General features: G+C 52.4%; 26 protein-coding genes and 1 tRNA gene. 6 read left to right on the top strand and 21 right to left on the bottom strand.

What is annotated here, in order from left to right:
- The 12 genes from rlmN to trmJ form a co-directional block, all read right to left on the bottom strand.
- Nucleotides 1-1,149, bottom strand: a complete 1,149-nt coding sequence (gene rlmN, locus QMX91_RS13655) for a 23S rRNA (adenine(2503)-C(2))-methyltransferase RlmN (RefSeq protein WP_003227893.1) — start codon at nucleotides 1,147-1,149, stop codon at nucleotides 1-3.
- Nucleotides 1,150-1,177: 28 nt separating this feature from the next.
- Complete coding sequence (ndk, locus tag QMX91_RS13650) at nucleotides 1,178-1,603, bottom strand: nucleoside-diphosphate kinase (RefSeq protein ID WP_098965481.1); 426 nt, start codon at nucleotides 1,601-1,603, stop codon at nucleotides 1,178-1,180.
- Nucleotides 1,604-1,691: 88 nt separating this feature from the next.
- Nucleotides 1,692-1,892, bottom strand: a complete 201-nt coding sequence (gene iscX, locus QMX91_RS13645) for a Fe-S cluster assembly protein IscX (RefSeq protein ID WP_027619659.1) — start codon at nucleotides 1,890-1,892, stop codon at nucleotides 1,692-1,694.
- 14 nt (nucleotides 1,893-1,906) lie between these two features.
- Nucleotides 1,907-2,248, bottom strand: a complete 342-nt coding sequence (fdx, locus tag QMX91_RS13640; protein ID WP_003227897.1) for an ISC system 2Fe-2S type ferredoxin — start codon at nucleotides 2,246-2,248, stop codon at nucleotides 1,907-1,909.
- Nucleotides 2,248-4,113, bottom strand: a complete 1,866-nt coding sequence (gene hscA, locus QMX91_RS13635) for a Fe-S protein assembly chaperone HscA (RefSeq protein ID WP_134787276.1) — start codon at nucleotides 4,111-4,113, stop codon at nucleotides 2,248-2,250. The genes fdx and hscA overlap by 1 nt, the downstream gene beginning before the upstream one ends.
- A gap of 51 nt (nucleotides 4,114-4,164) precedes the next feature.
- Nucleotides 4,165-4,686 (bottom strand): co-chaperone HscB, encoded by a 522-nt coding sequence (gene hscB / locus QMX91_RS13630; protein ID WP_003227901.1) that lies wholly within the window; start codon nucleotides 4,684-4,686, stop codon nucleotides 4,165-4,167.
- 8 nt (nucleotides 4,687-4,694) lie between these two features.
- Nucleotides 4,695-5,018: an iron-sulfur cluster assembly protein IscA gene (iscA, locus tag QMX91_RS13625; RefSeq protein WP_003227904.1), complete on the bottom strand. Its 324-nt coding sequence runs from the start codon at nucleotides 5,016-5,018 to the stop codon at nucleotides 4,695-4,697.
- Between the two features lie 28 nt (nucleotides 5,019-5,046).
- Nucleotides 5,047-5,433 carry a Fe-S cluster assembly scaffold IscU gene (gene iscU / locus QMX91_RS13620; protein ID WP_003227907.1) on the bottom strand — a complete coding sequence of 129 codons (387 nt, stop codon included), beginning with the start codon at nucleotides 5,431-5,433 and terminating at the stop codon, nucleotides 5,047-5,049.
- 83 nt (nucleotides 5,434-5,516) lie between these two features.
- Nucleotides 5,517-6,731 (bottom strand): IscS subfamily cysteine desulfurase, encoded by a 1,215-nt coding sequence (locus QMX91_RS13615; RefSeq protein ID WP_007964423.1) that lies wholly within the window; start codon nucleotides 6,729-6,731, stop codon nucleotides 5,517-5,519.
- Between the two features lie 50 nt (nucleotides 6,732-6,781).
- The gene (gene iscR / locus QMX91_RS13610; protein WP_007956690.1) at nucleotides 6,782-7,273 is read right to left on the bottom strand and encodes a Fe-S cluster assembly transcriptional regulator IscR; all 492 of its coding nucleotides are present in this window, start codon (nucleotides 7,271-7,273) and stop codon (nucleotides 6,782-6,784) included.
- A 238-nt stretch (nucleotides 7,274-7,511) separates the two neighbouring features.
- Nucleotides 7,512-8,288 carry a serine O-acetyltransferase gene (gene cysE / locus QMX91_RS13605; RefSeq protein ID WP_003227913.1) on the bottom strand — a complete coding sequence of 259 codons (777 nt, stop codon included), beginning with the start codon at nucleotides 8,286-8,288 and terminating at the stop codon, nucleotides 7,512-7,514.
- Between the two features lie 3 nt (nucleotides 8,289-8,291).
- The gene (gene trmJ / locus QMX91_RS13600; protein ID WP_282412876.1) at nucleotides 8,292-9,062 is read right to left on the bottom strand and encodes a tRNA (cytosine(32)/uridine(32)-2'-O)-methyltransferase TrmJ; all 771 of its coding nucleotides are present in this window, start codon (nucleotides 9,060-9,062) and stop codon (nucleotides 8,292-8,294) included.
- 145 nt (nucleotides 9,063-9,207) lie between these two features.
- On the opposite strand from trmJ, the gene suhB reads away from it, so the two are divergent.
- Nucleotides 9,208-10,026, top strand: a complete 819-nt coding sequence (suhB, locus tag QMX91_RS13595) for an inositol-phosphate phosphatase (RefSeq protein WP_003227916.1) — start codon at nucleotides 9,208-9,210, stop codon at nucleotides 10,024-10,026.
- A 244-nt stretch (nucleotides 10,027-10,270) separates the two neighbouring features.
- On the opposite strand, the gene QMX91_RS13590 is transcribed toward suhB, so the two are convergent.
- The 6 genes from QMX91_RS13590 to queA form a co-directional block, all read right to left on the bottom strand.
- Nucleotides 10,271-10,819 (bottom strand): glycine zipper 2TM domain-containing protein, encoded by a 549-nt coding sequence (locus QMX91_RS13590; RefSeq protein ID WP_027612139.1) that lies wholly within the window; start codon nucleotides 10,817-10,819, stop codon nucleotides 10,271-10,273.
- A gap of 121 nt (nucleotides 10,820-10,940) precedes the next feature.
- Nucleotides 10,941-11,855 (bottom strand): protein translocase subunit SecF, encoded by a 915-nt coding sequence (gene secF, locus QMX91_RS13585; RefSeq protein WP_003227920.1) that lies wholly within the window; start codon nucleotides 11,853-11,855, stop codon nucleotides 10,941-10,943.
- A 9-nt stretch (nucleotides 11,856-11,864) separates the two neighbouring features.
- Nucleotides 11,865-13,733, bottom strand: a complete 1,869-nt coding sequence (gene secD, locus QMX91_RS13580) for a protein translocase subunit SecD (RefSeq protein WP_098965483.1) — start codon at nucleotides 13,731-13,733, stop codon at nucleotides 11,865-11,867.
- Between the two features lie 64 nt (nucleotides 13,734-13,797).
- Nucleotides 13,798-14,136: a preprotein translocase subunit YajC gene (yajC, locus tag QMX91_RS13575; RefSeq protein ID WP_003227923.1), complete on the bottom strand. Its 339-nt coding sequence runs from the start codon at nucleotides 14,134-14,136 to the stop codon at nucleotides 13,798-13,800.
- A gap of 43 nt (nucleotides 14,137-14,179) precedes the next feature.
- Nucleotides 14,180-15,295, bottom strand: coding sequence for a tRNA guanosine(34) transglycosylase Tgt (gene tgt / locus QMX91_RS13570; RefSeq protein ID WP_161794909.1), 1,116 nt, complete (start codon nucleotides 15,293-15,295; stop codon nucleotides 14,180-14,182).
- Between the two features lie 14 nt (nucleotides 15,296-15,309).
- Nucleotides 15,310-16,374 (bottom strand): tRNA preQ1(34) S-adenosylmethionine ribosyltransferase-isomerase QueA, encoded by a 1,065-nt coding sequence (gene queA, locus QMX91_RS13565; protein ID WP_282412875.1) that lies wholly within the window; start codon nucleotides 16,372-16,374, stop codon nucleotides 15,310-15,312.
- A gap of 108 nt (nucleotides 16,375-16,482) precedes the next feature.
- On the opposite strand from queA, the gene QMX91_RS13560 reads away from it, so the two are divergent.
- The 4 genes from QMX91_RS13560 to QMX91_RS13545 all read left to right on the top strand — a co-directional run bounded on the left by QMX91_RS13560 (nucleotide 16,483) and on the right by QMX91_RS13545 (nucleotide 20,242).
- Nucleotides 16,483-16,567: transfer RNA gene (locus QMX91_RS13560), tRNA-Leu, on the top strand.
- 424 nt (nucleotides 16,568-16,991) lie between these two features.
- Nucleotides 16,992-17,348 (top strand): hypothetical protein, encoded by a 357-nt coding sequence (locus QMX91_RS13555; protein ID WP_143129379.1) that lies wholly within the window; start codon nucleotides 16,992-16,994, stop codon nucleotides 17,346-17,348.
- A gap of 685 nt (nucleotides 17,349-18,033) precedes the next feature.
- The gene (locus QMX91_RS13550) at nucleotides 18,034-19,617 is read left to right on the top strand and encodes a replication endonuclease (RefSeq protein ID WP_047296348.1); all 1,584 of its coding nucleotides are present in this window, start codon (nucleotides 18,034-18,036) and stop codon (nucleotides 19,615-19,617) included.
- A 400-nt stretch (nucleotides 19,618-20,017) separates the two neighbouring features.
- On the top strand, nucleotides 20,018-20,242 hold the full coding sequence (locus tag QMX91_RS13545) for a hypothetical protein (protein WP_143129380.1): 225 nt from the start codon (nucleotides 20,018-20,020) through the stop codon (nucleotides 20,240-20,242).
- Nucleotides 20,243-20,257: 15 nt separating this feature from the next.
- Here the strand turns inward: QMX91_RS13545 and QMX91_RS13540 are convergent, their stop codons facing one another.
- The 3 genes from QMX91_RS13540 to QMX91_RS13530 all read right to left on the bottom strand — a co-directional run bounded on the left by QMX91_RS13540 (nucleotide 20,258) and on the right by QMX91_RS13530 (nucleotide 23,891).
- Nucleotides 20,258-22,204 (bottom strand): relaxase/mobilization nuclease domain-containing protein, encoded by a 1,947-nt coding sequence (locus QMX91_RS13540; protein WP_161781308.1) that lies wholly within the window; start codon nucleotides 22,202-22,204, stop codon nucleotides 20,258-20,260.
- 11 nt (nucleotides 22,205-22,215) lie between these two features.
- Nucleotides 22,216-22,590, bottom strand: a complete 375-nt coding sequence (mobC, locus tag QMX91_RS13535) for a plasmid mobilization relaxosome protein MobC (RefSeq protein WP_033050921.1) — start codon at nucleotides 22,588-22,590, stop codon at nucleotides 22,216-22,218.
- A gap of 281 nt (nucleotides 22,591-22,871) precedes the next feature.
- Entirely contained in the window at nucleotides 22,872-23,891 is a 1,020-nt protein-coding gene (locus QMX91_RS13530) for a tyrosine-type recombinase/integrase (RefSeq protein WP_282412874.1), read from the bottom strand.
- 97 nt (nucleotides 23,892-23,988) lie between these two features.
- On the opposite strand from QMX91_RS13530, the gene QMX91_RS13525 reads away from it, so the two are divergent.
- On the top strand, nucleotides 23,989-24,059 hold a 71-nt coding region (locus QMX91_RS13525; RefSeq protein WP_146469857.1), incomplete at its 3' end, for a helix-turn-helix domain-containing protein.

Below are 24,059 nucleotides of genomic sequence, written 5' to 3'. Positions count from 1 at the left end.
TTAGTTAGTGTTCGCGGCGTTCTGTGCCAGATCGCTGTCGGCGCTCAACTCGCGCACGGCGATGTAACGTTCACTGCGACGGGTGCGATCCAGCACCTGCCCTACCAATTGACCACACGCAGCGTCGATGTCTTCACCACGGGTGGTGCGGACAGTGACGTTAAAGCCGGCCTGATGCAACTGATCCTGGAACCGACGAATGGCGTTGTTGCTCGGCCGTTCGTAACCGGAATGCGGGAACGGGTTGAACGGAATCAGGTTGATCTTGCATGGAATGTCTTTGAGCAGCTCGATCATTTCCACGGCGTGCTCAAGCTTGTCGTTGACGTCCTTGAGCAAGGTGTACTCGATGGTCAGCACGCGTTTCTCGCCCAGGGCGGACATGTAGCGCTGGCACGACTCGAGCAGCATCTTAAGCGGATATTTCTTGTTGATCGGCACCAATTGGTTACGCAATGCGTCATTCGGTGCGTGCAGGGACAACGCCAGGGAGACGTCGATGTGCTTGGCCAGCTCATCGATCATCGGCACCACGCCCGAAGTGGACAGGGTCACGCGGCGCTTGGAGATCCCGTAACCGAGGTCATCCATCATCAGATGCATGGCGGCCACGACGTTGTCGAAGTTCAGCAGCGGTTCGCCCATGCCCATCATCACCACGTTGGTGATGGCGCGGTCGATGGTGGCGGGAACACTGCCGAAGGATTTGTTGGCAATCCACACCTGACCGATGACTTCGGCGGCGGTGAGGTTGCTGTTGAAGCCTTGCTTGCCGGTGGAGCAGAAACTGCAGTCCAGGGCACAGCCTGCCTGGGACGAAACGCACAGAGTGCCGCGTTTGCCCTGGGGAATGTACACGGTCTCGACACAACTGCCGGACGCCACGCGCACCACCCACTTACGGGTGCCGTCGCTGGAAATGTCCTCGCTGACCACTTCGGGACCACGGACCTCAGCAATAGCCTTGAGCTTGTCGCGCAAGGCCTTGCTGACGTTCGTCATGGCGTCGAAATCATCGACGCCAAAGTGGTGAATCCATTTCATTACCTGACCGGCACGGAAACGCTTCTCCCCGATTGAGTCGAAGAATTTTTCCATTTCCGGCTGGGTCAGACCCAGCAGGTTTGTTTTAACAGTCGATGTAGTCATGGATTCACCTTCACTCTTTAAGCAATGCTTAGCGAGTGGTTACTTCAGTAGCTGCGAAGAAGTACGAGATTTCACGAGCAGCAGCGGCTTCGGAGTCCGAACCGTGAACGGCGTTGGCGTCGATCGACTCGGCGAAGTCAGCACGGATGGTGCCAGCAGCAGCTTCTTTAGGGTTGGTAGCGCCCATCAGCTCACGGTTCAGAGCGATAGCGTTTTCGCCTTCCAGAACCTGAACAACAACAGGACCGGAGATCATGAAAGCAACCAGGTCGCCGAAGAAACCGCGCTCTTTGTGCTCAGCGTAGAAGCCTTCAGCTTCGGCTTTGGACAGCTGCTTCATTTTCGAAGCAACCACTTTCAGACCAGCCTTTTCGAAACGGGTAACGATTTCGCCGGCAGCGCCTTTTTTAACAGCGTCAGGCTTGATGATGGAGAAAGTACGTTGAACAGCCATGGTGTAACTCCAGAAACGGTAATTTGCGAAAAATTAAACCCGCGAATTATACGCGGGTTCTTGGGTATTGCCTAACCTGCGAGGACGATCAGTCGACTTCTTCGATCCAGAGTGCCTGAACCGCTTCCAACACCTTCTCGCCGACACGGCCAGAGGTGTTGTCGAAGTCAGGCAATTCCATGATCCATCGCTGCAGGTCGACGAAATTGACAGAAAGCGGATCTACATCCGGCTTGGCTTCGGCCAATTCTTCTGCAATGCGTTGAACATCATTCCAACCGTAGCTCATGACAGTCTTACCAGTCAGTGCGGCGCTTCGGCCGCATGGTTAAGCGAATATTTCGGAATCTCGACGGTGATGTCTTCTTCACCAACGATAGCCTGACAGGCCAGACGCGATTGCGCCTCCAGACCCCAGGCGCGATCGAGGAAGTCTTCTTCCAGCTCGTCCGCCTCTTCCAGCGAGTCGAAACCCTCGCGGATGATGCAGTGGCAAGTGGTGCAGGCGCAGACGCCACCGCAGGCGCTTTCCATCTCGATGTGGTGTTCGTGAGCCAGATCGAGAATCGAAGTGCCGGGTTCGGCCTCGACGACCATGCCTTCAGGGCAGAACTTCTCGTGGGGCAGAAAAATGACCTGCGGCATCAGATATCCTCAATTTCATTCAGATTGCGCCCCGACAGAGCGGCTTTCACCGTCAGATCCATGCGGCGGGCAGCAAAAGCATCGGTCACTTGCGACAGACGCTTGGTCTGCTGCTCGATGGCATAACCATCGGTGCCTTTCATCAGTTCGGCCAGTTCCTGCATCTGCAGCTCGATGACCATGCGCTCTTCGGCGTCGAGCAAACGCTCGCCATCGGCTTCCAGAGCACCCTGCACCGCTTCGATCAGGCGTTGGGCATCGACTTGCTGCTCGCGCAGGACGCGGGCGACCTTGTCGTCATTGGCGTGCTGGAACGAGTCCTTGAGCATCTTGGCGATTTCACCGTCGGTCAGACCGTAGGACGGTTTGACCTGAATGCTCGCCTCGACGCCCGAACCCAGTTCGCGGGCAGACACGCTGAGCAGGCCGTCGGCATCGACCTGGAAGGTCACGCGAATCTTCGCCGCACCGGCCACCATCGCTGGAATGCCGCGCAGTTCGAAGCGCGCCAGGGAGCGGCAATCGCTGATCAGCTCGCGCTCACCCTGCAGCACATGGATCGCCATGGCCGACTGGCCGTCTTTATAAGTAGTGAAGTCCTGCGCACGGGCGACCGGGATGGTGGTGTTGCGCGGAATCACCTTCTCCATCAGCCCGCCCATGGTTTCCAGCCCAAGGGACAGTGGAATCACGTCGAGCAGCAGCAATTCGCCGCCATCGCGCTTGTTGCCAGCCAGCGTATCCGCCTGGATCGCGGCCCCGATGGCCACCACTTGATCCGGGTCGATTTCCGTCAATGGCTGACGACCGAAGGCTTCGGCGACGGCTTCACGAACGCGCGGCACACGGGTCGAACCACCGACCATGACCACGGCATGCACGTCTTCCAGCTCAATACCGGAATCACGCACAGCGCGGCGGCAGGCTTTCAGGCTGCGAGCAACCATCGGCTCGATCAGCGCATCGAAGGCTTCGCGGGTCAGCTGCGCTTTCCAGTCACCGTAGGCGACTTCAACGCTGGCCGCATCGGTCAGGGCTTCTTTGGCCGCACAGGCGGTTTGCAGCAGATTGCGTTGTGCGCCCGGGTCGAGATCGGCAGACAGGCCGGCGTTCTCGATGATCCAGCCAGCAATCGCGTGATCGAAGTCATCGCCGCCCAAGGCGCTGTCGCCGCCAGTGGCGAGCACTTCGAATACGCCGCCAGTCAGACGCAGAATCGAAATATCGAACGTACCGCCGCCCAAGTCGTAGATTGCGACCAGGCCTTCGGCGTGTTGATCCAGGCCATACGCCACGGCGGCAGCGGTCGGCTCGTTGAGCAGACGCAGCACATTCAGACCGGCGAGTTTCGCCGCATCCTTGGTGGCCTGGCGCTGAGCATCGTCGAAATATGCCGGAACGGTGATCACCGCACCGACCAGTTCGCCACCCAGGGTCGCTTCAGCACGCTGACGCAAAACCTTGAGGATATCGGCAGAGACTTCGACCGGGCTTTTCGGACCTTGTACGGTGTCGATGAACGGCATGTGCGATTCGCCGCCGACAAAGCGGTATGGCAGTTGCTCGCCCAATTGCTTGACGTCGGACAAACCACGCCCCATCAGGCGCTTGACCGACAGCACAGTATTCAAGGGATCGGAGGACGCGGCCAGTTTGGCCGATTCGCCAACCTCGACGCGGTCGGCGTGATAACGCACGGCGGACGGCAGGATGACCTGCCCGTCAGCGTCGGCCAGTGGCTCGGAAAGACCACTGCGCAACGCAGCGACCAGCGAATTGGTAGTGCCCAAGTCGATCCCCACAGCCAGACGACGCTGGTGCGGTTGAGGACTTTGGCCGGGTTCGGCGATCTGCAGTAGGGCCATCGTGATCAGGACTTATCTGTATATCAGGCGTGCGACCGGAGCGGCACTGGGTTAATCGTCGAGGCGCTCTTCTAACTGGCGCACTTCGTAGGTGAGCTTGTCGAGGAACTGCATGCGCCGCATCAGGCGTTCGGCCTGTTCGCGTTGCGCCGCATCATCCCAACAGGCTGCGAAGCTTTCGTTCAACTGTTCCTGAGCCACCTTCAGGCGACGCTTGAATACCGCGACACCGTCGAGATCGGCGCTGTCCTGGAGGTCTTCGAGCTCTTCGCGCCATTGCATCTGCTGCAAGAGAAACTCGGGGTCATGGACCGTGACTTCCATCGGCACTTCATGCCCGCTGATGGTCAGCAGGTAGCGTGCACGCTGGGCAGGACTCTTGAGCGTCTGATACGCGTCGTTAAGCCGCGCAGACTGCTCGAGCGCTGAGCGCTGCTCGCGCTCGGAAGCGTCGGCAAAGCGGTCAGGATGAACACCGCGCGCCAACTCACGGTAGCGCGTGGCCAACTGCTCGAGATCCAGGCGAAAGCTCGGTTGCAGCTCGAATAAAGCGAAATGACAAGGAATACCCACGACAAGCCTCAGATGTTGAAGCTTTCGCCGCAGCCACATTCACCGCGTACGTTGGGGTTGTTGAACTTGAAGCCTTCATTCAACCCTTCCTTGACGAAATCGAGCTCGGTGCCGTCCAGGTAAGCCAGGCTTTTCGGGTCGATGATCACTTTCTCGCCGTGACTTTCGAACACCTGATCCTCGGCAACCACCTCGTCGACAAACTCCAGCACGTAGGCAAGGCCGGAACAGCCCGTGGTGCGAACACCCAGACGAATCCCTTCACCTTTGCCGCGCCCGTCGAGGGAGCGTCGCACGTGTCGAGCAGCCGCTTCTGTCATGCTGATAGCCATCGTTGACTCCTTACTCGTCGCGCAATGCTTAGATCAAGCCTTTCTTCTGCTTGTAGTCGCGAACAGCCGCTTTGATAGCGTCTTCAGCGAGTACCGAGCAGTGGATTTTCACTGGCGGCAGAGCCAGTTCTTCGGCCAGCTGAGTGTTCTTGATGGTCTCGGCTTCGTCCAGCGTCTTGCCCTTCATCCACTCGGTGGCCAGGGAGCTGGAAGCGATTGCCGAACCGCAGCCGTAGGTCTTGAACTTGGCGTCTTCGATAACGCCCTGATCGTTGACCTTGATCTGCAGACGCATCACGTCGCCGCACGCCGGAGCGCCGACCATGCCGGTGCCGACATCCGGGTCTTCCGCGTTCATCTTGCCGACGTTGCGCGGGTTTTCGTAGTGGTCGATGACCTTTTCGCTGTAAGCCATGGTGCTTAATCCTCACTCATCAGAGAGTCGCTCTTTAAGCCCTGCAACTTGGGGTCGCAGGGCCGGTTCGCGGCGACTTGAAATCAGTGTGCCGCCCACTCGATTTTCGAAATGTCGACACCGTCTTTGTACATGTCCCACAGCGGCGACAGAGCGCGCAGCTTGGTAACGGCCTCGCAGACTTTCTGCGCGGCGTAGTCGATTTCTTCTTCGGTGGTGAAACGGCCGAAGGTGAAACGGATCGAGCTGTGTGCCAGTTCGTCGTTGCGGCCGAGGGCGCGCAGAACGTACGAAGGTTCCAGGGATGCCGAGGTGCAGGCCGAACCGGACGATACCGCCAGATCCTTGAGCGCCATGATCAGCGACTCGCCTTCAACGTAGTTGAAGCTCAGGTTCAGGTTGTGCGGAACGCGGGCGGTCAGGCTGCCGTTGACGTACAGCTCTTCCAGATGCTCGACCTGCTTGTAGAAGCGGTCGCTCAGGGCTTTGATGCGCACGTTTTCGGCAGCCATGTCTTCCTTGGCTACACGGAACGCTTCGCCCATGCCGACGATCTGGTGGGTCGCCAGCGTGCCGGAACGCATGCCGCGCTCGTGACCGCCGCCGTGCATGGTCGCTTCGATGCGCACACGCGGCTTGCGGCTGACGTACAGCGCGCCGATGCCTTTAGGGCCGTAGGTTTTGTGGGCGGAGAACGACATCATGTCGACTTTCAGCTTCTGCAGGTCAATGTCGACCTTGCCAGTGGACTGAGCCGCGTCAACATGCAGCAGAACGCCCTTGGAGCGGGTCAGTTCGCCGATGGCAGCGATGTCGTTGATGGTGCCGATTTCGTTGTTCACGTGCATCACCGACACCAGAATGGTGTCTTCGCGCAGTGCCGCTTCGATCATCGCCGGGGTGATCAGACCGTCTTCAGTCGGCTCGAGGTAGGTCACTTCGAAACCTTCACGCTCCAGTTGGCGCATGGTGTCGAGAACGGCTTTGTGTTCGATCTTGCTGGTGATCAGGTGCTTGCCTTTGGAGCCATAGAAATGCGCCGCACCCTTGATCGCCAGGTTGTCGGATTCGGTGGCACCGGATGTCCAGACGATTTCACGCGGGTCTGCGTTGACCAGATCGGCCACCTGACGACGGGCGTTTTCGACGGACTCTTCAGCTTTCCAGCCGAACACGTGGGAACGGGACGCCGGGTTACCGAAGTTTCCGTCGACCAGCAGGCATTCACTCATCTTTTGCGCAACGCGCGGATCGACCGGGGTGGTCGCAGAGTAATCAAGGTAAATCGGCAATTTCATGGACTATCTCCTAAATCAGGCTGGCTGGCGTGCCGCTAGCTCTTTGGCTGTCATTCGACGGCGGACGCTTCAATCTTGTCCAGGCGCGGCGCCTTGCCATTGCAACGACGCTGATCCTGACGCTGGGCCACTTCCTGCACCTCACGGCGAGTTACGAGGTCGGCCAAGCTGATACCGCTGAGAAATTCGTGAATCTGCAGGCTCAGGTCGCACCACAGGTGATGAGTCAGGCAGGTGTCGCCGGAATGGCAGTCGCCCTGGCCCTGGCACTTTGTAGCATCGACCGATTCGTTGACCGCATCGATCACCTGAGCCACCTGGATGCCCTGCATGTCGCGCGACAGCTGGTAACCACCGCCTGGACCGCGAACACTGGAAACCAGGTTACTGCGGCGCAGCTTGGCGAAAAGCTGTTCGAGATAGGACAGGGAGATGCCTTGGCGCTCGGAGATATCGGCCAGGGACACCGGCCCGTGCTGCGCGTGCAACGCCAGGTCAAGCATGGCGGTCACGGCGTATCGGCCTTTTGTAGTCAGTCGCATGGACAATTACCACGGAGTTCGGAATGGGCGGGAGTATGCAATTCCCGAGCATTTAAGTCAACTATAAGACCTAGTGCTTTAGTCGGGTTTACCCGCAAAAGAGCGCGCGCATCATAGCAAAGGCTGGCGGCGTACAGCCAGCGGTACCGCGTTATCGTTCTTCGCGAGCAAGCCCGCTCCCACAGGGGATGCATTCCAATGTGGGAGCGAGCCTGCTCGCGAAACGCGGCGCCCCGGTTTAGCTGGCCTGGCTCTGATCCTTGCCCTTCACGCAAGCGAAATCTTCTTCGCGCAGCTCAGGCAGATCTTTCGCACAGTAATTACTGCCCAGATCCTTCAGCGCGCCGCACATCCCCTCCAGCCGCCCGTCCACCGCTTGCAGGTGATCGAGCAACTGACCGATGGCACGAGCCACCGGGTCGGGCATGTCTTCGCTGACGCCATAGGCGTCGAAACCAATCTTCTCGGCCATCGCCTTGCGCTTGGCGTCCTGCTCTTCATCGGTTTTGACGATGATCCGCCCCGGAATCCCCACCACTGTGGCGCCCGGCGGCACTTCCTTGGTGACCACTGCATTGGAGCCGACTTTCGCGCCAGCCCCCACCGTGAATGGACCGAGCACTTTGGCACCAGCACCCACGACAACCCCATCACCCAGCGTCGGGTGGCGCTTACCCTTGTTCCAACTGGTGCCGCCGAGGGTCACGCCCTGATAAATGGTCACGTCATCGCCAATCTCGGCGGTTTCACCAATGACGATGCCCATGCCGTGGTCAATGAAAAAGCGCCGACCAACTTTGGCACCCGGATGAATTTCGATCCCGGTCAACCAACGACCGAAGTTCGACACCAGCCGCGCCAGCCATTTCAGCTCGTTGCGCCACAGCATCCCGGCCAACCGATGAATCCAGATCGCGTGCATACCGGGGTAGCAGGTCAGGACTTCAAAAGCGTTACGCGCCGCCGGGTCTCGATGGAATACGCTCTGGATATCTTCACGCAAACGCTCAAACATCATTCAGTCCTTCCGTTTAAGAAGCTCACCACGGGCCGCTTTTTGGGTTTCCGTGAGGATGCCACGCAAAATATTCATTTCCGCCCGGCTGACCGAGCTGCGTCCGTACAATCGGCGCAGGCGCGCCATCAAGTGCCTTGGCTTTTCCGGATCGAGGAATTCGATGGCAACCAGCGTCTGCTCCAGATGCTCGTAAAAGCGCTCCAGCTCATCCATGGTCGCGAGTTCGGCGCTTTTCACCGAGGCCACTTCTTCTTTCTCGATCTTGGTCGGCTGCCCTTGAGCGGCCAGCCAGGCCATGCGCACTTCGTAGCTCAACACCTGCACCGCCGCCCCGAGGTTCAACGAGCTGAACTCAGGATCGGAGGGGATGTGCACGTGAAAGTGACATCGCTGCAGCTCCTCGTTGGTCAGGCCGGAGTCTTCACGACCGAACACCAACGCGATTTGTGCGCCCTGCCCCGCTTCCTCGACCACTTTGCTCCCGCATTCGCGGGGTTCGAGCAGCGGCCAGGGAATGCGCCGGTCACGGGCGCTGGTGCCGAGCACCAGATTGCAGCCGACCAAAGCGTCTTCCAGAGTGGCGACGACTTGGGCGTTTTCAAGAATGTCACCGGCACCGGAAGCACGCGCATCGGCTTCGTGGTGCGGAAACAACCGCGGTTCGACCAGCACCAGCCGCGACAGACCCATGTTTTTCATGGCGCGCGCGGCCCCGCCGATGTTGCCGGGGTGGCTGGTATTGACCAGGACGACACGAATGTTCTGCAGCAAGGGAGGCGCTCTCGGACACAGGAAAGGGGTGCAAATCTTACAGAACAGCCTACCGTTAAGCTATGAAAGCGAACAGCGACCTTCACCTGAAGAAAAGTTCTGATAGAATGCGCGGCTTTCTTTAACAACCTTAGGTGACACATCCATGCAGCCCATGCTGAATATCGCGCTGCGCGCCGCCCGCAGCGCCAGTGAACTGATCTTCCGCTCCATCGAGCGCCTGGATACCATCAAGGTCGACGAAAAAGACGCCAAGGATTATGTATCCGAGGTCGATCGCGCCGCCGAACAGAAAATCATCGATGCTCTGCGCAAGGCTTACCCGAATCACTCGATCCAGGGTGAAGAGACCGGCATGCATGTCGGTAACGGCATCGAAGGCGAAGAGTACCTGTGGATCATCGATCCACTGGACGGCACCACCAACTTCCTGCGTGGCATTCCTCACTTTGCCGTCAGCATTGCCTGCAAATACCGTGGTCGCCTGGAACACGCTGTGGTTCTGGACCCGGTTCGCCAGGAAGAATTCACCGCCAGCCGTGGTCGCGGCGCTCAACTGAACGGTCGTCGTCTGCGCGTCAGCGGTCGCACCAGCCTCGACGGCGCTCTGCTGGGTACTGGCTTCCCGTTCCGTGACGACCAGATGGACAACCTCGACAACTACCTGGGCATGTTCCGCGCCCTGGTTGGCCAGACTGCCGGCATCCGCCGCGCCGGCTCCGCCAGCCTGGACCTGGCCTACGTGGCTGCCGGTCGTTTCGACGCGTTCTGGGAGTCGGGCCTGTCCGAGTGGGACATGGCTGCCGGCGCCCTGCTGATTCAAGAAGCTGGCGGCCTGGTGAGCGACTTCACCGGCGGTCACGATTTCCTTGAGAAAGGCCACATCGTTGCCGGCAACACCAAATGCTTCAAGGCAGTCCTGACGGCGATCCAGCCGCACCTGCCGGCTTCGCTGAAGCGTTAAGCTTCCCGCGAAAAGCAAAAAGCACCCTTCGGGGTGCTTTTTTTATGCCTGCGATTTCAGCCTCCACTCGAATCCACTGTGGGAGCGGGCTTACTCGCGAAGGCGGCGCGTCAGCCAACATTAATTCTGGATGGTAGACCGCATTCGCGAGCAAGCCCGCTCCCACAGGGTCTTTGTGGTGAGGCTTGAATGGCAGGCACAAAAAAGCACCCCGCAGGGTGCTCTTTTTTAAACGATCAGACGGTTATTGAGCCGGCTGATTCTGCGACAGAATCAACTTACCTTCCTTGTCCACCGGAATCTGGTTGCCCGGATCACGGTCCATCCGCACTTTGCCTTCCTTGCCATCCAGCGAATAACGCACGTCGTAACCGACAACCTTGTCGCTGATGTCATTCACGGTGTTACAGCGAGTCTGGGTGGTGGTGTAGGTATCGCGGTTCTGCATGCCTTCCTGCACCTTGTTACCGGCATAACCGCCACCGACCGCGCCAGCGACCGTGGCAATCTTCTTGCCGGTACCGCCGCCGATCTGGTTACCCAGCAAACCACCCGCTACCGCACCAATCGCGGTACCGAGGATCTGGTGTTGATCCTTGACCGGCGCCTGGCGGGTTACAGCAACATCCTTGCACACTTCACGTGGAGTCTTGATCTGTGTTTTGACCGGCTCAACGGCCAGCACTTGCGCATACTCAGGGCCGCTTTTAACCAGGCTGTAGGTGGCAACAGCACCCCCGGCAGTCACACCGACAGCACCCAATACCGCACCAACCAGCAACGACTTGTTCACATGAACCTCCTGACCATCACATACGGGACGCGCCCGCGCTTCTCCCAGCCTTGGAGCATAAAAAAAGGCGCGAGTTCAACTCGCGCCTTTTTCGGGCTGACAGCCGGAGAAACGATGGCCGTTATGGACGGTCGTCGACTTCCTTCTCGGTGTTGGCCGGAGGAATCAGATCCTCGGTGCTCAGGTTCAGCCAGATCAGCACCACGTTCGCGATGTAGATCGACGAGTAGGTACCCGCCAGAACACCGATGAACAGGGCAATGGAGAAGCCGAACAGGTTGTCGCCACCGAAGAACAGCAGCGCAGCGATCGCCAGCAAGGTGGAGATCGACGTTGCCATAGTCCGCAGCAGGGTCTGAGTGGTCGAGATGTTGATGTTCTCGATCAGCGAAGCCTTGCGCAGCACACGGAAGTTCTCACGAACCCGGTCGAACACCACGATGGTGTCGTTCAGCGAGTAACCGATGATCGCCAGTACCGCCGCCAGCACCGTCAGGTCGAAGGTGATCTGGAAGAACGACAGGATACCGACAGTCACGATCACGTCGTGAATCAGCGAAACGATGGCGCCGACCGCGAATTTCCACTGAAAGCGGAAAGCCAGGTAGATCAGGATGCCGCCGAGCGCCAGCAGCATGCCGAGGCCGCCCTGGTCGCGCAGCTCTTCACCGACCTGCGGGCCGACGAACTCGACACGCTTGACCGTCGCCGGGTTGTCGCCGCCGACTTTCTGCAAAGCCTCGGCCACCTGGTGACCCAACTGCGGGTCTTCACCCGGCATGCGCACCAGCAGGTCAGTGGTTGCACCAAAGCTCTGCACGATGGCTTCGTGGTAACCGGAAGTCACCAGCTCTTCACGCACTTTGGTGACGTCGGCCGGACGCTCGTAGGTCAGCTCGATGAGCGTACCGCCGGTGAAGTCCAGGCCCCAGTTCATGCCCTTGTGGACGACGCTGAAAATAGCCAGCAACGTGAGAAACACTGTGACGCCGAACGCGAAGTTGCGAACGCCCATGAAGTTGATTGTACGTAACATGGCAGCCCCTTAAATCCACAACTTCTTGAAGTCACGTCCGCCGAAGATCAGGTTGACCATTGCGCGGGTCACCATGATGGCCGTGAACATCGAGGTAAAGATCCCGAGGGACATGGTCACTGCGAAGCCCTTCACCGGGCCGGTGCCCATGGCGAAGAGGATGCCGCCGACCAGCAGAGTGGTCAGGTTGGCGTCGAGAATCGCGGTGAATGCCCGGCCGAAGCCTTCGTTGATTGCACGCTGCACGGTCATGCCGGCGGCGATCTCTTCACGGATCCGCGAGAAGATCAGCACGTTGGCGTCGACCGCCATACCCATGGTCAGGACGATACCGGCGATACCCGGCAGGGTCAGCGTTGCACCCAGCAGCGACATCAGCGCCAGCAGCAGCACCATGTTCACCGCCAGCGCGACCGTGGCGATCAAACCGAAGAAGCGGTAGATGGCGATGATGAACAGCGAGACGAACAGCATGCCCCACAGCGATGCATCAATACCTTTGGTGATGTTGTCAGCACCCAGGCTCGGACCGATTGTGCGCTCTTCAGCGAAGTACATCGGCGCGGCCAGACCACCGGCACGCAGCAGCAGCGCCAGCTCGGACGATTCACCCTGGCCGTTCAGGCCGGTGATGCGGAACTGCGCTCCCAGCGGCGACTGAATGGTCGCCAGGCTGATGATCTTCTTCTCTTCCTTGAAGGTCTGCACCGGCACGTCTTTCTCGACGCCGTCGACAACCTGCTTGGTGTAAGTGGTCACCGGACGCTGCTCGATGAAGATCACCGCCATGCTGCGACCGACATTCGAACGGGTCGCGCGGCTCATCAGCTCACCACCGTGACCGTCCAGACGGATGTTCACTTCTGGTGTGCCGTGCTCGCCGAAACCAGCCTTGGCGTCAGTTACCTGGTCACCGGTGATGATCAGGCCACGCTCGATCTGCGCAGGAGGACGCTTGCCTTCACGGAACTCGAAGGTTTCGGAAGTGGCTTTCGAAGCCCCCGGCTCTGCAGCCAGACGGAACTCAAGGTTGGCCGTCTTGCCGAGAATACGCTTGGCTTCGGCAGTGTCCTGCACGCCCGGCAGCTCAACCACGATGCGGTTGGCGCCCTGACGCTGAACGATCGGTTCGGCAACACCCAGCTCGTTGACGCGGTTACGTACCGTGGTCAAGTTCTGCTTGATGGAGTATTCACGGATTTCCGCCAGCTTGGCCGGGGTCATCGCCAGACGCAGCACCGGTTGACCGTTGAGGTCGGCCGGAACAATGTCGAAATCGTTGAAGTTCTTGCGGATCAGCGCACGGGCCTGTTCGCGGGAGTCAGCATCGCTGAAGCCCAACTGAATGGCGCCGCCCAGTTGTGGCAGGCTGCGATAGCGCAGCTTCTCTTTGCGCAGCAGACTCTTGACGTCGCCTTCGTAGACTTTCAGGCGGGCGTCGAGGGCTTTGTCCATGTCCACTTCCAGCAGGAAGTGCACACCACCGGACAAGTCCAGACCCAGCTTCATCGGGTGCGCGCCGAGGTTGCGCAGCCATTGCGGGGTGGTCTGTGCCAGGTTCAGTGCGACGACGTAGTCATCACCCAATGCCTTGCGCACAACGTCCTTGGCCGGCAGCTGGTCTTCAGCCTTGGTCAGACGGATCAGACCGCCCTTGCCGTTGGCGGCCAGCGAGGCTGCCTTGACGTTGATCCCGGACTCACGCAGCGCGGTGCTGACGCGATCCAGATCGGCCTGATTGACCTGCAGGGCCGTGCTGGCGCCGCTGATCTGAATGGCCGGGTCATCAGGGTATAGATTGGGAGCGGAATAAATCAGACCGACCGCCAGCACCGCCAGGATCAGAATGTATTTCCACAGAGGATATTTGTTCAGCATCACGCCGCCCGTTATGAACGCGGGGCGCCTTGCGCGCCCCGTCGATTGAGTAGAAGTTGGAACCTTAGATCGCTTTCAGCGTGCCTTTTGGCAGCGTGGCGGCGATGGCGCCCTTCTGGAACTTCATTTCCACGGTGTCGGAAACTTCCAGAACCACGAAGTCATCGGCCACTTTGGTGATCTTGCCGGCGATGCCGCCGGTGGTGACCACTTCGTCACCCTTCGCAAGGCTGCTCAGCAGGTTCTTCTGCTCTTTGGCGCGCTTGGCCTGTGGACGCCAGATCATCAGGTAGAAGATGACCAGGAAGCCGACCAGGAAAATCCACTCGAAGCCGCCGCCCATTGGGCCTGCAGCAGCCGGTGCAGCTGCGTCAGCCATGGCGTTAGAGATAAAAAAGCTCATTTAGCACTCCAGTTGCAAATGTTGAATCTTGGGGTCAGAAAACTCAGTCCAAAGGCGGAACGGGGAGCCCGCGTTTGGCGTAGAAGGCATCGACAAAGGCGGCCAATGTACCCTGTTGAATAGCCTCGCGCAAACCAGCCATCAGCACCTGATAATGGCGCAAGTTATGGATGGTATTGAGCATGCTGCCGAGCATTTCGCCGCACTTGTCCAGGTGATGCAGATAAGCGCGGGAGAAGTTCTGGCAGGTATAGCAATCGCAGGTCGGATCCAGCGGCGAATCATCATGGCGATGGAACGCGTTACGAATCTTCAGCACGCCTGTATCAATGAACAGATGCCCATTGCGGGCATTACGGGTTGGCATCACGCAATCGAACATGTCCACACCGCGGCGCACACCCTCAACCAGATCTTCCGGTTTGCCAACGCCCATAAGGTAACGAGGTTTGTCAGCCGGCATCATGCCCGGCAGATAATCCAGCACCTTGATCATCTCGTGCTTCGGCTCGCCCACCGACAGACCGCCAATGGCCAGGCCATCGAAGCCGATCTTGTCCAGACCTTCCAGCGAGCGCATGCGCAGATCCTGGTGCATGCCGCCCTGAACAATACCGAACAGCGCCGCGGTGTTGTCGCCATGCGCGTTTTTCGAGCGCTGGGCCCAACGCAGCGACAGCTCCATGGATACGCGGGCGACGTCTTCGTCAGCCGGGTACGGCGTGCATTCGTCGAAGATCATCACGATGTCGGAACCGAGATCGCGCTGCACCTGCATCGATTCTTCCGGGCCCATGAACACTTTCGAGCCGTCGACCGGGGAGGCGAAGGTCACGCCCTCCTCCTTGATCTTGCGCATTGCACCCAGGCTGAACACCTGGAAGCCGCCGGAGTCGGTGAGGATCGGGCCTTTCCACTGCATGAAGTCGTGCAGGTCGCCGTGCTCCTTGATCACCTCGGTGCCCGGACGCAGCCACAGGTGGAAGGTGTTGCCCAGAATGATTTCCGCGCCAGTGGCGACGATGTCACGCGGCAACATGCCCTTGACCGTGCCATAGGTGCCCACCGGCATGAACGCCGGGGTCTCGACGGTGCCACGCGGGAAGGTCAGCCGACCACGACGAGCCTTGCCATCGGTGGCAAGCAGTTCAAAGGACATGCGACATTCGCGACTCATTCTGTTTCCTCTGGGCCTGTGTGTTCAGGGGCAGTCGGGGCGGGATTACGGGTGATGAACATCGCATCACCGTAGCTGAAAAAGCGGTAGCCGTTGTCGACGGCGGCTTTATAGGCGGCCATGGTTTCGGGATAACCGGCGAACGCCGAAACCAGCATCAACAGCGTGGATTCCGGCAAATGGAAGTTGGTGACCAGGGCGTCGACCACATGGAACGGCCGGCCCGGATAGATAAAGATGTCGGTGTCGCCACTGAACGGCTTGAGCACGCCATCGCGCGCGGCACTTTCCAGCGAACGCACGCTGGTGGTGCCCACGGCAATCACCCGCCCGCCACGCTCACGGCACGCGGCAACGGCGTCGACCACGTCCTGGCCGACTTCCAGCCACTCACTGTGCATGTGGTGATCTTCGATCTTGTCGACGCGCACCGGCTGGAACGTCCCCGCACCGACGTGCAGCGTGACGAACGCGGTCTCGACGCCCTTGGCGGCAATCGCCTCCATCAGCGGCTGATCGAAATGCAGCCCCGCCGTCGGCGCCGCCACCGCCCCCAGGCGCTGGGCGTACACGGTCTGATAGCGCTCGCGATCCGAACCTTCGTCCGGGCGGTCTATATAAGGAGGCAACGGCATGTGCCCGACGCGATCGAGCAGCGGCAGCACTTCTTCAGCGAAGGCCAGCTCGAACAGCGCATCGTGACGCGCGAGCATCTCGGCTTCGCCACCGCCGTCGATGAGAATCTTCGAACCCGGCTTCGGCGACTTGCTGGAGCGCACATGGGCCAGCACGCGGTGCGAATCGAGCACGCGTTCGATGAGGATTTCCAGCTTGCCGCCCGAGGCTTTCTGCCCGAACAACCGCGCCGGAATCACCCGGGTATTGTTGAATACCATCAAATCGCCCGGGCGCAAATGCTCAAGCAAATCAGTGAATTGACGGTGTGCAAGGGCGCCGCTCGGCCCATCAAGGGTCAGCAGGCGACTAGCGCGACGCTCGGCCAGAGGGTGGCGGGCGATCAGCGAATCAGGGAGCTCGAAGGTAAAGTCAGCAACGCGCATGATGGGGTTCGTCTAGCAGGGCCGGAAAGTCTAGCGGAATTATCAAAAATTGACCATGAAACGTGATTGACCAACGGTAATCGCCTCTCTATACTTCGCCGCCATTGAGCCCTGATGGCGGAATTGGTAGACGCGGCGGATTCAAAATCCGTTTTCGAAAGGAGTGGGAGTTCGAGTCTCCCTCGGGGCACCATAATTTTCCTTGTAAATCAAGGACTTAGAAAAGGGGTAGAAAGAAATTTCTACCCCTTTTTCTATCCAAAAAATCTACCCTTCTCATACCCTTTTCTTGGGAAAAACCGCCTCCCGGTGGCGTCCGCTTCGGCTTCGCTCTGCACACCTGAAACGGTGTATTGAAGCTATCCTTCTTATCCAGACCGTTTGACGTGCTGCGGCTCTGCAGCAGTGCGGGAAAGGGTCAACCATGGATCGAATGTGTCTCATACTCAGGTGAGGATTAGCCTAAGAATGATTATCAGACCATTTACTATTTAGATTGCCACTAAGCTCTGCAAAAACCTCTACATAAAAAGCGACAAAAAGCATGATGGCAAAATGACACGCCATGGGTTAGTGTTTGTGTTATTTCGCTGGGTTCATCGGTGTAGGTAACTAATATGTTTGGGCACTATAAAAATAGACAGAAGCATTACGAAATAGTCAAACAGATATTATGGCAAGACTATAAAGTTGATAACGAGTTGAATCCAAATTTTATTTCGCTATCCGATTATAAAAGCATAGTTGATGAAGCTGTTCGTGATGAGATAAATGATGAAGAGGTCGCATTAAAAGTTGTGACCAGATATTGTGTTAACTTGGCAGCCAATGGCCATATACAAGATGCAAAACAATTAGCTCCAAGAGTTCTATTTGCTGCTGAGTATTTTTTAGATCGCGGCTTAATATCAAAAAAAATCTGGAATTACGTGAATACAGGGCTATCAAGTTATGTTCTGCCTACCAAAGACTGAATACAACATATTGGCCTGCTAGGTCGTTTTTAGCGGTTGAAGTTGTTCAAGCTTGAAAAATTACCAGATGAACGCGGTGGATGGTCATTTCATATTCTGTGAAATTTAAAGAATATGGTTGACCTCTATTTGATAATTAAGGTCCCACCTTAAATATATTTTCGGTTTTCTATTGACAACGTTTTTCATTGATTTTAAGCCAAAAAACGACTATCCAAGAAAATTGAAACTCAAAAAACCGACAAAAAACGTAGAAAAAACTCAATGCACTTTTCTAGTGCGTCAACAGAAACAAGCTAAAAACGGCGTGTTTTAATTCCCGGTATTACCATACGCACAAGATGGTAAATCGTCTAAAAACGGCAATTTCAAAGGTTTTGATTTTTGAAAGTTTTGCTACTCAAAATTTATTGAATATAAAAATTTGAGTTCTACGCTTTTGATTTTGATATGCGAACTTTGTTCGCAATACCCAGATGCTTTTCGCCTGTTAGGGCGGGCTTTTGCTTTTGCTCTTCTTGGATAACTCTTAAATAAGTGTCGCAAGTTGATTTTATAGGTTTTTTTGGACGCTTTTGATTTTTAAAAAATTCAGTTTTTTCAGGGTAGAAAGTAAAAATATTTATTTATTTGACAATCATGCACGGCATGGTATTTGTATTAGTAACAAACAATAATAATTTGCATGATATTTATTCCACAACGCATAATCCTTAAAAATCTTACTCCCGAATTTTTCTTTGCAGAATGTGAAAGACAGTATGTTTTTGAGCAAGCTATCGAAAAAAAGATGGCTGCAAAGGAATATCTTGAAAATAAGTTAAATAACTCATCAAAAAGAAAGCGTGCAAGCTTGGCCAAAGAAATAATGAATATTAAGGATAACTTCAATTGGGTTACCACTTGCAGTGAATATAGATGCTGGAAGATACAGCATAAATATGCTCTTGCTGGCGACTTGAACGATATTGTCAAAAATATCGAGTTTGTTTTCGGGAGAATTCAAGAACAACTAATAATAAAGCAAAGAAATCTTAAAAACGATGAATCCGGCGAGAGTATTTTTTCACGCATAAAGAATGATTGGGATATCGGTTATGGTATCAAAATAAAGGACATTAAAGGGTCAACTATAAAAGACAAGCTCATCAACATTGCTGATGAGAAAAGACTTAAATCACAAATAAAAAGAATACAAAAACAAAGAAGCGAACTTTTAAAGCTGCACTCAGGTTTGATTGGTTCCGGTCGAGCATTTGAGATTTGTAGTGATGAAGTTGTTCGCAATAGAGAAGCTGACGAAGCCAGCCAGCTTGATTACATAATGAAGAAATCTCTTGTTAATGAAAACAACAAGAAAATCCCACTATGGAAAGTAGCAAGCACTGAAAAGCAAAGATTTGCTGAGATATTTATCCAAGTCTCATCGTTGGACGCCTATGCCAAACAACTTGACTATAAGCCTCTTTTCATAACTTTTACCGCTCCGGCAAGATTTCATCCAAAGCCGTCGAAAGGCGTTAGTTCTTGGGACGGTTCAACCCCAAAGGATAGCAATGATTACTTGAAAGGCTTATGGAATGCTTTTAGAAAAGACATCCATAGACATAAGATTGAGATGAATGGTTTCTGGGCAGTCGAACCTCACAAAGACCAGTGCTTTCATAAGCACGCTTTAATGTATGTTAATAAGAAACATTATGACGAATTAGTAATCTTGATTAACAAGCATTTTAGACACTCGGAAAACGCCGTAAGAATTGAAGAAATTGACGCAAAGAAAAGCAAGGCAACATCATACGTGATGAAGTATCTAACTAAGTCATTCAATTTGGAATTCGAGTTAAAAGGCGGCGTCCTAAATGTAGATAAGTTGGAAATCTCAAATCACAAAAAAGTTAGAGCAGTTCAAGCACTGTGGTCTGTGCGTAGATATGCAATGTTCGGCGTTAAGAATACGCTTTCATTGTGGAGAGAGCTGAAAAGAAAATCATTCTTGAAAGGCAAGAATGACGTTATTGATAAGGCGTTCGCATTTGTGGACAAGAACGATTTCATTGGGTTCTCTATATTTGTAAATGGAAACCTAAAAATAATGAGGCTATACAGCAAAATACAAGTATTTAAGAATGACCTGCTCGGTGATGTTTTCGGAAAAAGACTAATAGGTAAATACATAATTGATTTGAGCACAAAAGAAATGATTGATATAAAAGCAAATTACAAAATTGTTGATACTGCATTGCTTGATGCTGCCGAGTTGCAATAAATAAATACTTATCTATTGATTATTTATAATCGCATGTTATATTGTTATCAAGAACAGGAGATTATGAGCATGCAACTAATAAGGGTAACTAGCAAAAGAAAAGAAATCTTAAAATATACAAAAAAACTAGGTCTTTATGGTTTATATAAAGATGTTAAGAATGCACATGACAAAAGTGTTTGTCATTTGATTTTTGACCCATTAGATTACACATTCAAGGTGCTGGTAGACCAAAGTAGAGTTCCTTACGAATATCAAGACGAATGTATAAGGGACTTATAACAAAGCCAGCTAATGCTGGTTTTTTTGTGCCTGAATTTTGTCAAGAAAAATATGTATTTATTTGACTTTGCTTTTATTTGTGCTCTAATAAATATATATAAATAAGAAAGGGACACTAATGAAAAAACCAAAAGCAAAAGCAAATCTTAAAGTTTGCACCATCACACTCGACGCTGAAACACATAATCAATTTAGAGAAATTGCCAATACTCACAAATTTCCGTTGTCACGCTTTATAAATGATTGTATGAAAGAATACTTAAATGTAAGCAAAGTTAACGGGTTCAACAAAGATGTAACGCTACAAGTTGGAATTAGAAACTTTCAAATCCAAGACAAATAAAAAGCCCTGATAGGGCTATTTTGTTAACTGTGGTTTTAAGTCAAACGTAACCGCTCTTTTGTTTGCCATCTGTGCTTTAAAAGCTTGTTCAAGCTGTTTTGCGGCTGACGGGTCTCTTTCTTTAATTTCATCAAATAGATTATATAATTTCTGTCTTAATTCATATTGACGCTTAACCTCTCCAGTTTTTATGCCATTACGATTGTCTGGAATGTTGTCCATTTCTCTATGCCCCGCGATGTCTCGTGTGCTGTTGCCCGGAAATAAACTTTTCGTTAGTCTCGGTTGCAACCATTCAAATTCTTCAACAATTTCATCATTCGAATATGTTGAATAGTCGCCATCAATCTTATGGTTTTCAGGCTCTGGAATCGGCTCCGGTGTCATCGGTGCGTAAATGTCATCTACGGCAGGCTCTACTGGTGTAGGTGTCTCTAAGGCCTTTGTAGGAGCTTCTGCGACAGGTGTAGGGTTGGATGGCTCAAACTCTTTCATCAAGTCATCAATCAAGTCATCGTTGGTAGGTGCTACCTGTTCTTGTTCAACCTGCTTTGTAGGCTCTGGTGGCTTCTCAGGAGCTTTTTGAAGAGGTATAGGCATGACAGGCTCAACTGGTTTAGGTGCTTCTACGGCCACCGTAGGGGCTTCTGGTGCTGGTTGCGGTTTAGGATCGGCCTTCTTATTCATCGAAGCATATTGCTCCTGAATTTTCTTCAATTCGTCTAAATCTGCTGGGGTAGGTTTGTAGCCTTCAAGCTTGAAGCCTTTGGCTTCCAATCCCATTAGCTGAAATTCGAGCCATACATTCTTCTTGAAGTAATCAGGGCCATTCACTGTAAATGATTGTGGTGGTTTGGCGTCGGCAACAAGTCTTTGAATGCCAGCCTTTGCTGACTGTCTTGATAAATCATGGAATGAAACTTTTGATGGGTCTTTGTAATACTCGAATGATTTCTTGCTACTGGCTGAATTATAGAAATATTCAACCTTGTCACTATGCTGAATAAACTTGAACTTAGTAGCAAGCACTGAGTTTGGTTTAATCTTTTTCATGTAGTCGGGTTCTGCTTCGGTTGAAGCGATTGAACAATTTTCGTATTCCTTTACGTTGTGCTTATTTTTTAAAGTCTGCTCAAAGCCAGTGTCATCACCTAGTTTCGCTTTAAGTGTTTTGTAAGATAGGCCAAGCTCGGATGCTTTGAATATCTGGTCTTCATGTTGAATGGAGAAAGATGATTTGCCATTGTGAATGACATTGAAACCATTCTCGGTTATCTGGTTGATGAAGTCGGATGGGCTGGAAGCATTGTTAAGGAAATCACTCAAAGCGTCTTTCATTTGTTTCTTGTTAGAAATAACGCCACGAACGTCAAGCATTCTTTCTTTTGTTGATGGATGCTTGTCTTTGTATTTCTTGTTGATAATGTCTTTCTTATCTTGCAGTGTTAGCTCTTTTATTTTGTCGAGTTCATCCATGTCTCTTGAAATTCGATTTTCGGGAACTATTAGATTGTATTTTTGTTCAAGCTTTTCACATTCTCTTTCAATAACACGGTAGTCATTGCTGACGTTGTAACACTTGCCATTAAAATCTTTTAAAGCCCACACAATATGAACATGAACCTCATCTGTATCAATGTGAACACCCAACGCATACTTTCTATTTGAAAGGTTGTGCGTTTGTTCATAGAGTTCTTTTACTATCTGCTTCGCTTGTTCAGGGGTAACGTTATCATTGGTATGAAAGCTGACCATATCGTGCTGACTTCTAACTGATTGCTTTCTGCCCTTTGTTCTAACAGCAACATCATTTTCGATGGATGTTGCAATAGCATTCGCAATTTGTCTTTTGGATGAGTTCATAGGTGTGTAGATGTTGCTTTCGAACAATACACATCCCTCATCTTTGTGAAAGTATTTAGAAGCCTTATATACTCCTGACCTGCTTTTCTGGGTGCTCAATCTTTTCCTTATCATATATCGCCTTTGATTGTTATTTTCTCCTTTTTCAAACTTTCAAGTCTATTTGTCAATACGCCCATGTTCTTATCTAATTTGCTCAGAACATCTAAAATGTCTTGGTTTGGTTGCTTCCCAGAATTCAACGCTGCTGCTATTTGATTAAGGTTATTGCCAATCTGACTGAATATTTTTTCAATGGTGACTATATCCTCTCTTAACTTTGGACTACATACTTCTATGACTTCATTTATTCCATTATTTATAATATGGGAAATAAATTTTACCTGTGTCATCTTTAATGCTGCTCTTTGTGTTTCGAGTAGCTGAATATCATCTTTTGGAAGTCTAAAATTTAACTGATTACTTTTTCTTTCTTTATCACTCATACAATCCTCCATATTGATTGCTATACATTTTTCAAACGTAGTGCGAAAAATCGAGCGTAAATGTTAGTAAGTGAACGAAGTGAACTTGCTATACATTTACATTGCTCGCCTGTAATGTTTTCGAACTACTAATATCAAGTTAACATATATTAAAATGTTTTCAAGTTGTATAGCTTTCAATAAGCCAGATAACAAAGAATGAAAGTGTATAGCAACGTATAGCAGGCATTAAAAAGGCCACCTAATTAGGTAGCCTCATGAATGATGACAACAATAAAAAATTATACTGAGAATTTATATTGTAGGTGTTTAACAGCATCCATTTTAGATGCTGGGGTTGGGCCTTCCGAATATCTATCGAAAGTCATTCTTAGCAGTCCATCAGCTTTGTGGCCAACCAACGAAATGATGACAAGGTTCTTAACATCAGCACGCTCTAATGTAGTGATTACAGTTTTGCGAATGCTATGGAAAACACATTTTTTATCAAAACCTAAATCTGTCTTGAAGATTGAAAATTGATTACCTAAACCTTTCGATTTGGTTTCATACTTCCCACCTTTGCTTGTCTTCAACAAATACCCATCGTCCGATGAACTAACAAGCCGTTTGACCGTTTCCATGAGAACCGGATGAATTGGCACAAAACGAACGGATGCTTGTGTTTTACCTTCTGTAATATGAAAACAATCCACACCATCCTCTTTAACAACTGACGATGTTTTTAAACGGCATATTTCTTCAATGCGTGCTCCCGTATAGGCCGCTATCTTAATCAAATCGGCTAATTGACGCTTTCCTTTTTCAACTGCTTTACTATGCAAGGTTTCAACCTCTTCCGCCGTAAAAGCACGTCTTTCATCTTTTTTGAGTGTTCCACGTCTAACTTGGCTCAATTCATGACTTTTGAAAGGATTGATTGGATAACGTTCTTTGAATGGTGGTTCTTTTTTAATCAAGAAATTATAGAAGGCATTAAACGAAAACAAATATTGTTTCTTTGTCTTCGATTCCAGATTTTTTGAAATCAAGAATGAAGCAACTGCCTCATAATCCAGCAATAAGTCCTCAGCTTTCAAAAAGGCATCAAGTGCTTTAATTCTCTTTATATGTCTATCAACTGTATTCAAGTCTACTTTTCGTTGATTTAATTCATAGTTATAGAAACCATCAAGGCGACTTTTGAAAAATGGGGTTTTTGGTGAGTAGTCCGAACGACCTGCTGCAATATCAATTGCTTCATTAACAAGGTCGATGCTTAACTTCTTATCTTGTGTATATTGGATTACTTCAAAACCCATTTTTGTTTCATTGTTTGCGGGTTTCCCCTTAATTTTATCTTGGGCGGCGGCGAAAACTGAGTGCAACACCTGACCTTTCCGGTACGGTGCTGTCCCTATGTCTTATTCCGAACTCAGCGTTGAAGAGCGCGCCACCATTCAAATCGGTCATGCCCAAGGTTTCAGCCT

The sequence above is a fragment of the Pseudomonas sp. PS01299 genome, from assembly GCF_029960145.1.
GTDB classification, from domain to species: Bacteria; Pseudomonadota; Gammaproteobacteria; order Pseudomonadales; family Pseudomonadaceae; genus Aquipseudomonas; species Aquipseudomonas putida_A.
The sequence above is the reverse complement of the archived record's forward strand: the minus strand, read 5'-3'. Positions and strand labels throughout refer to the sequence as shown.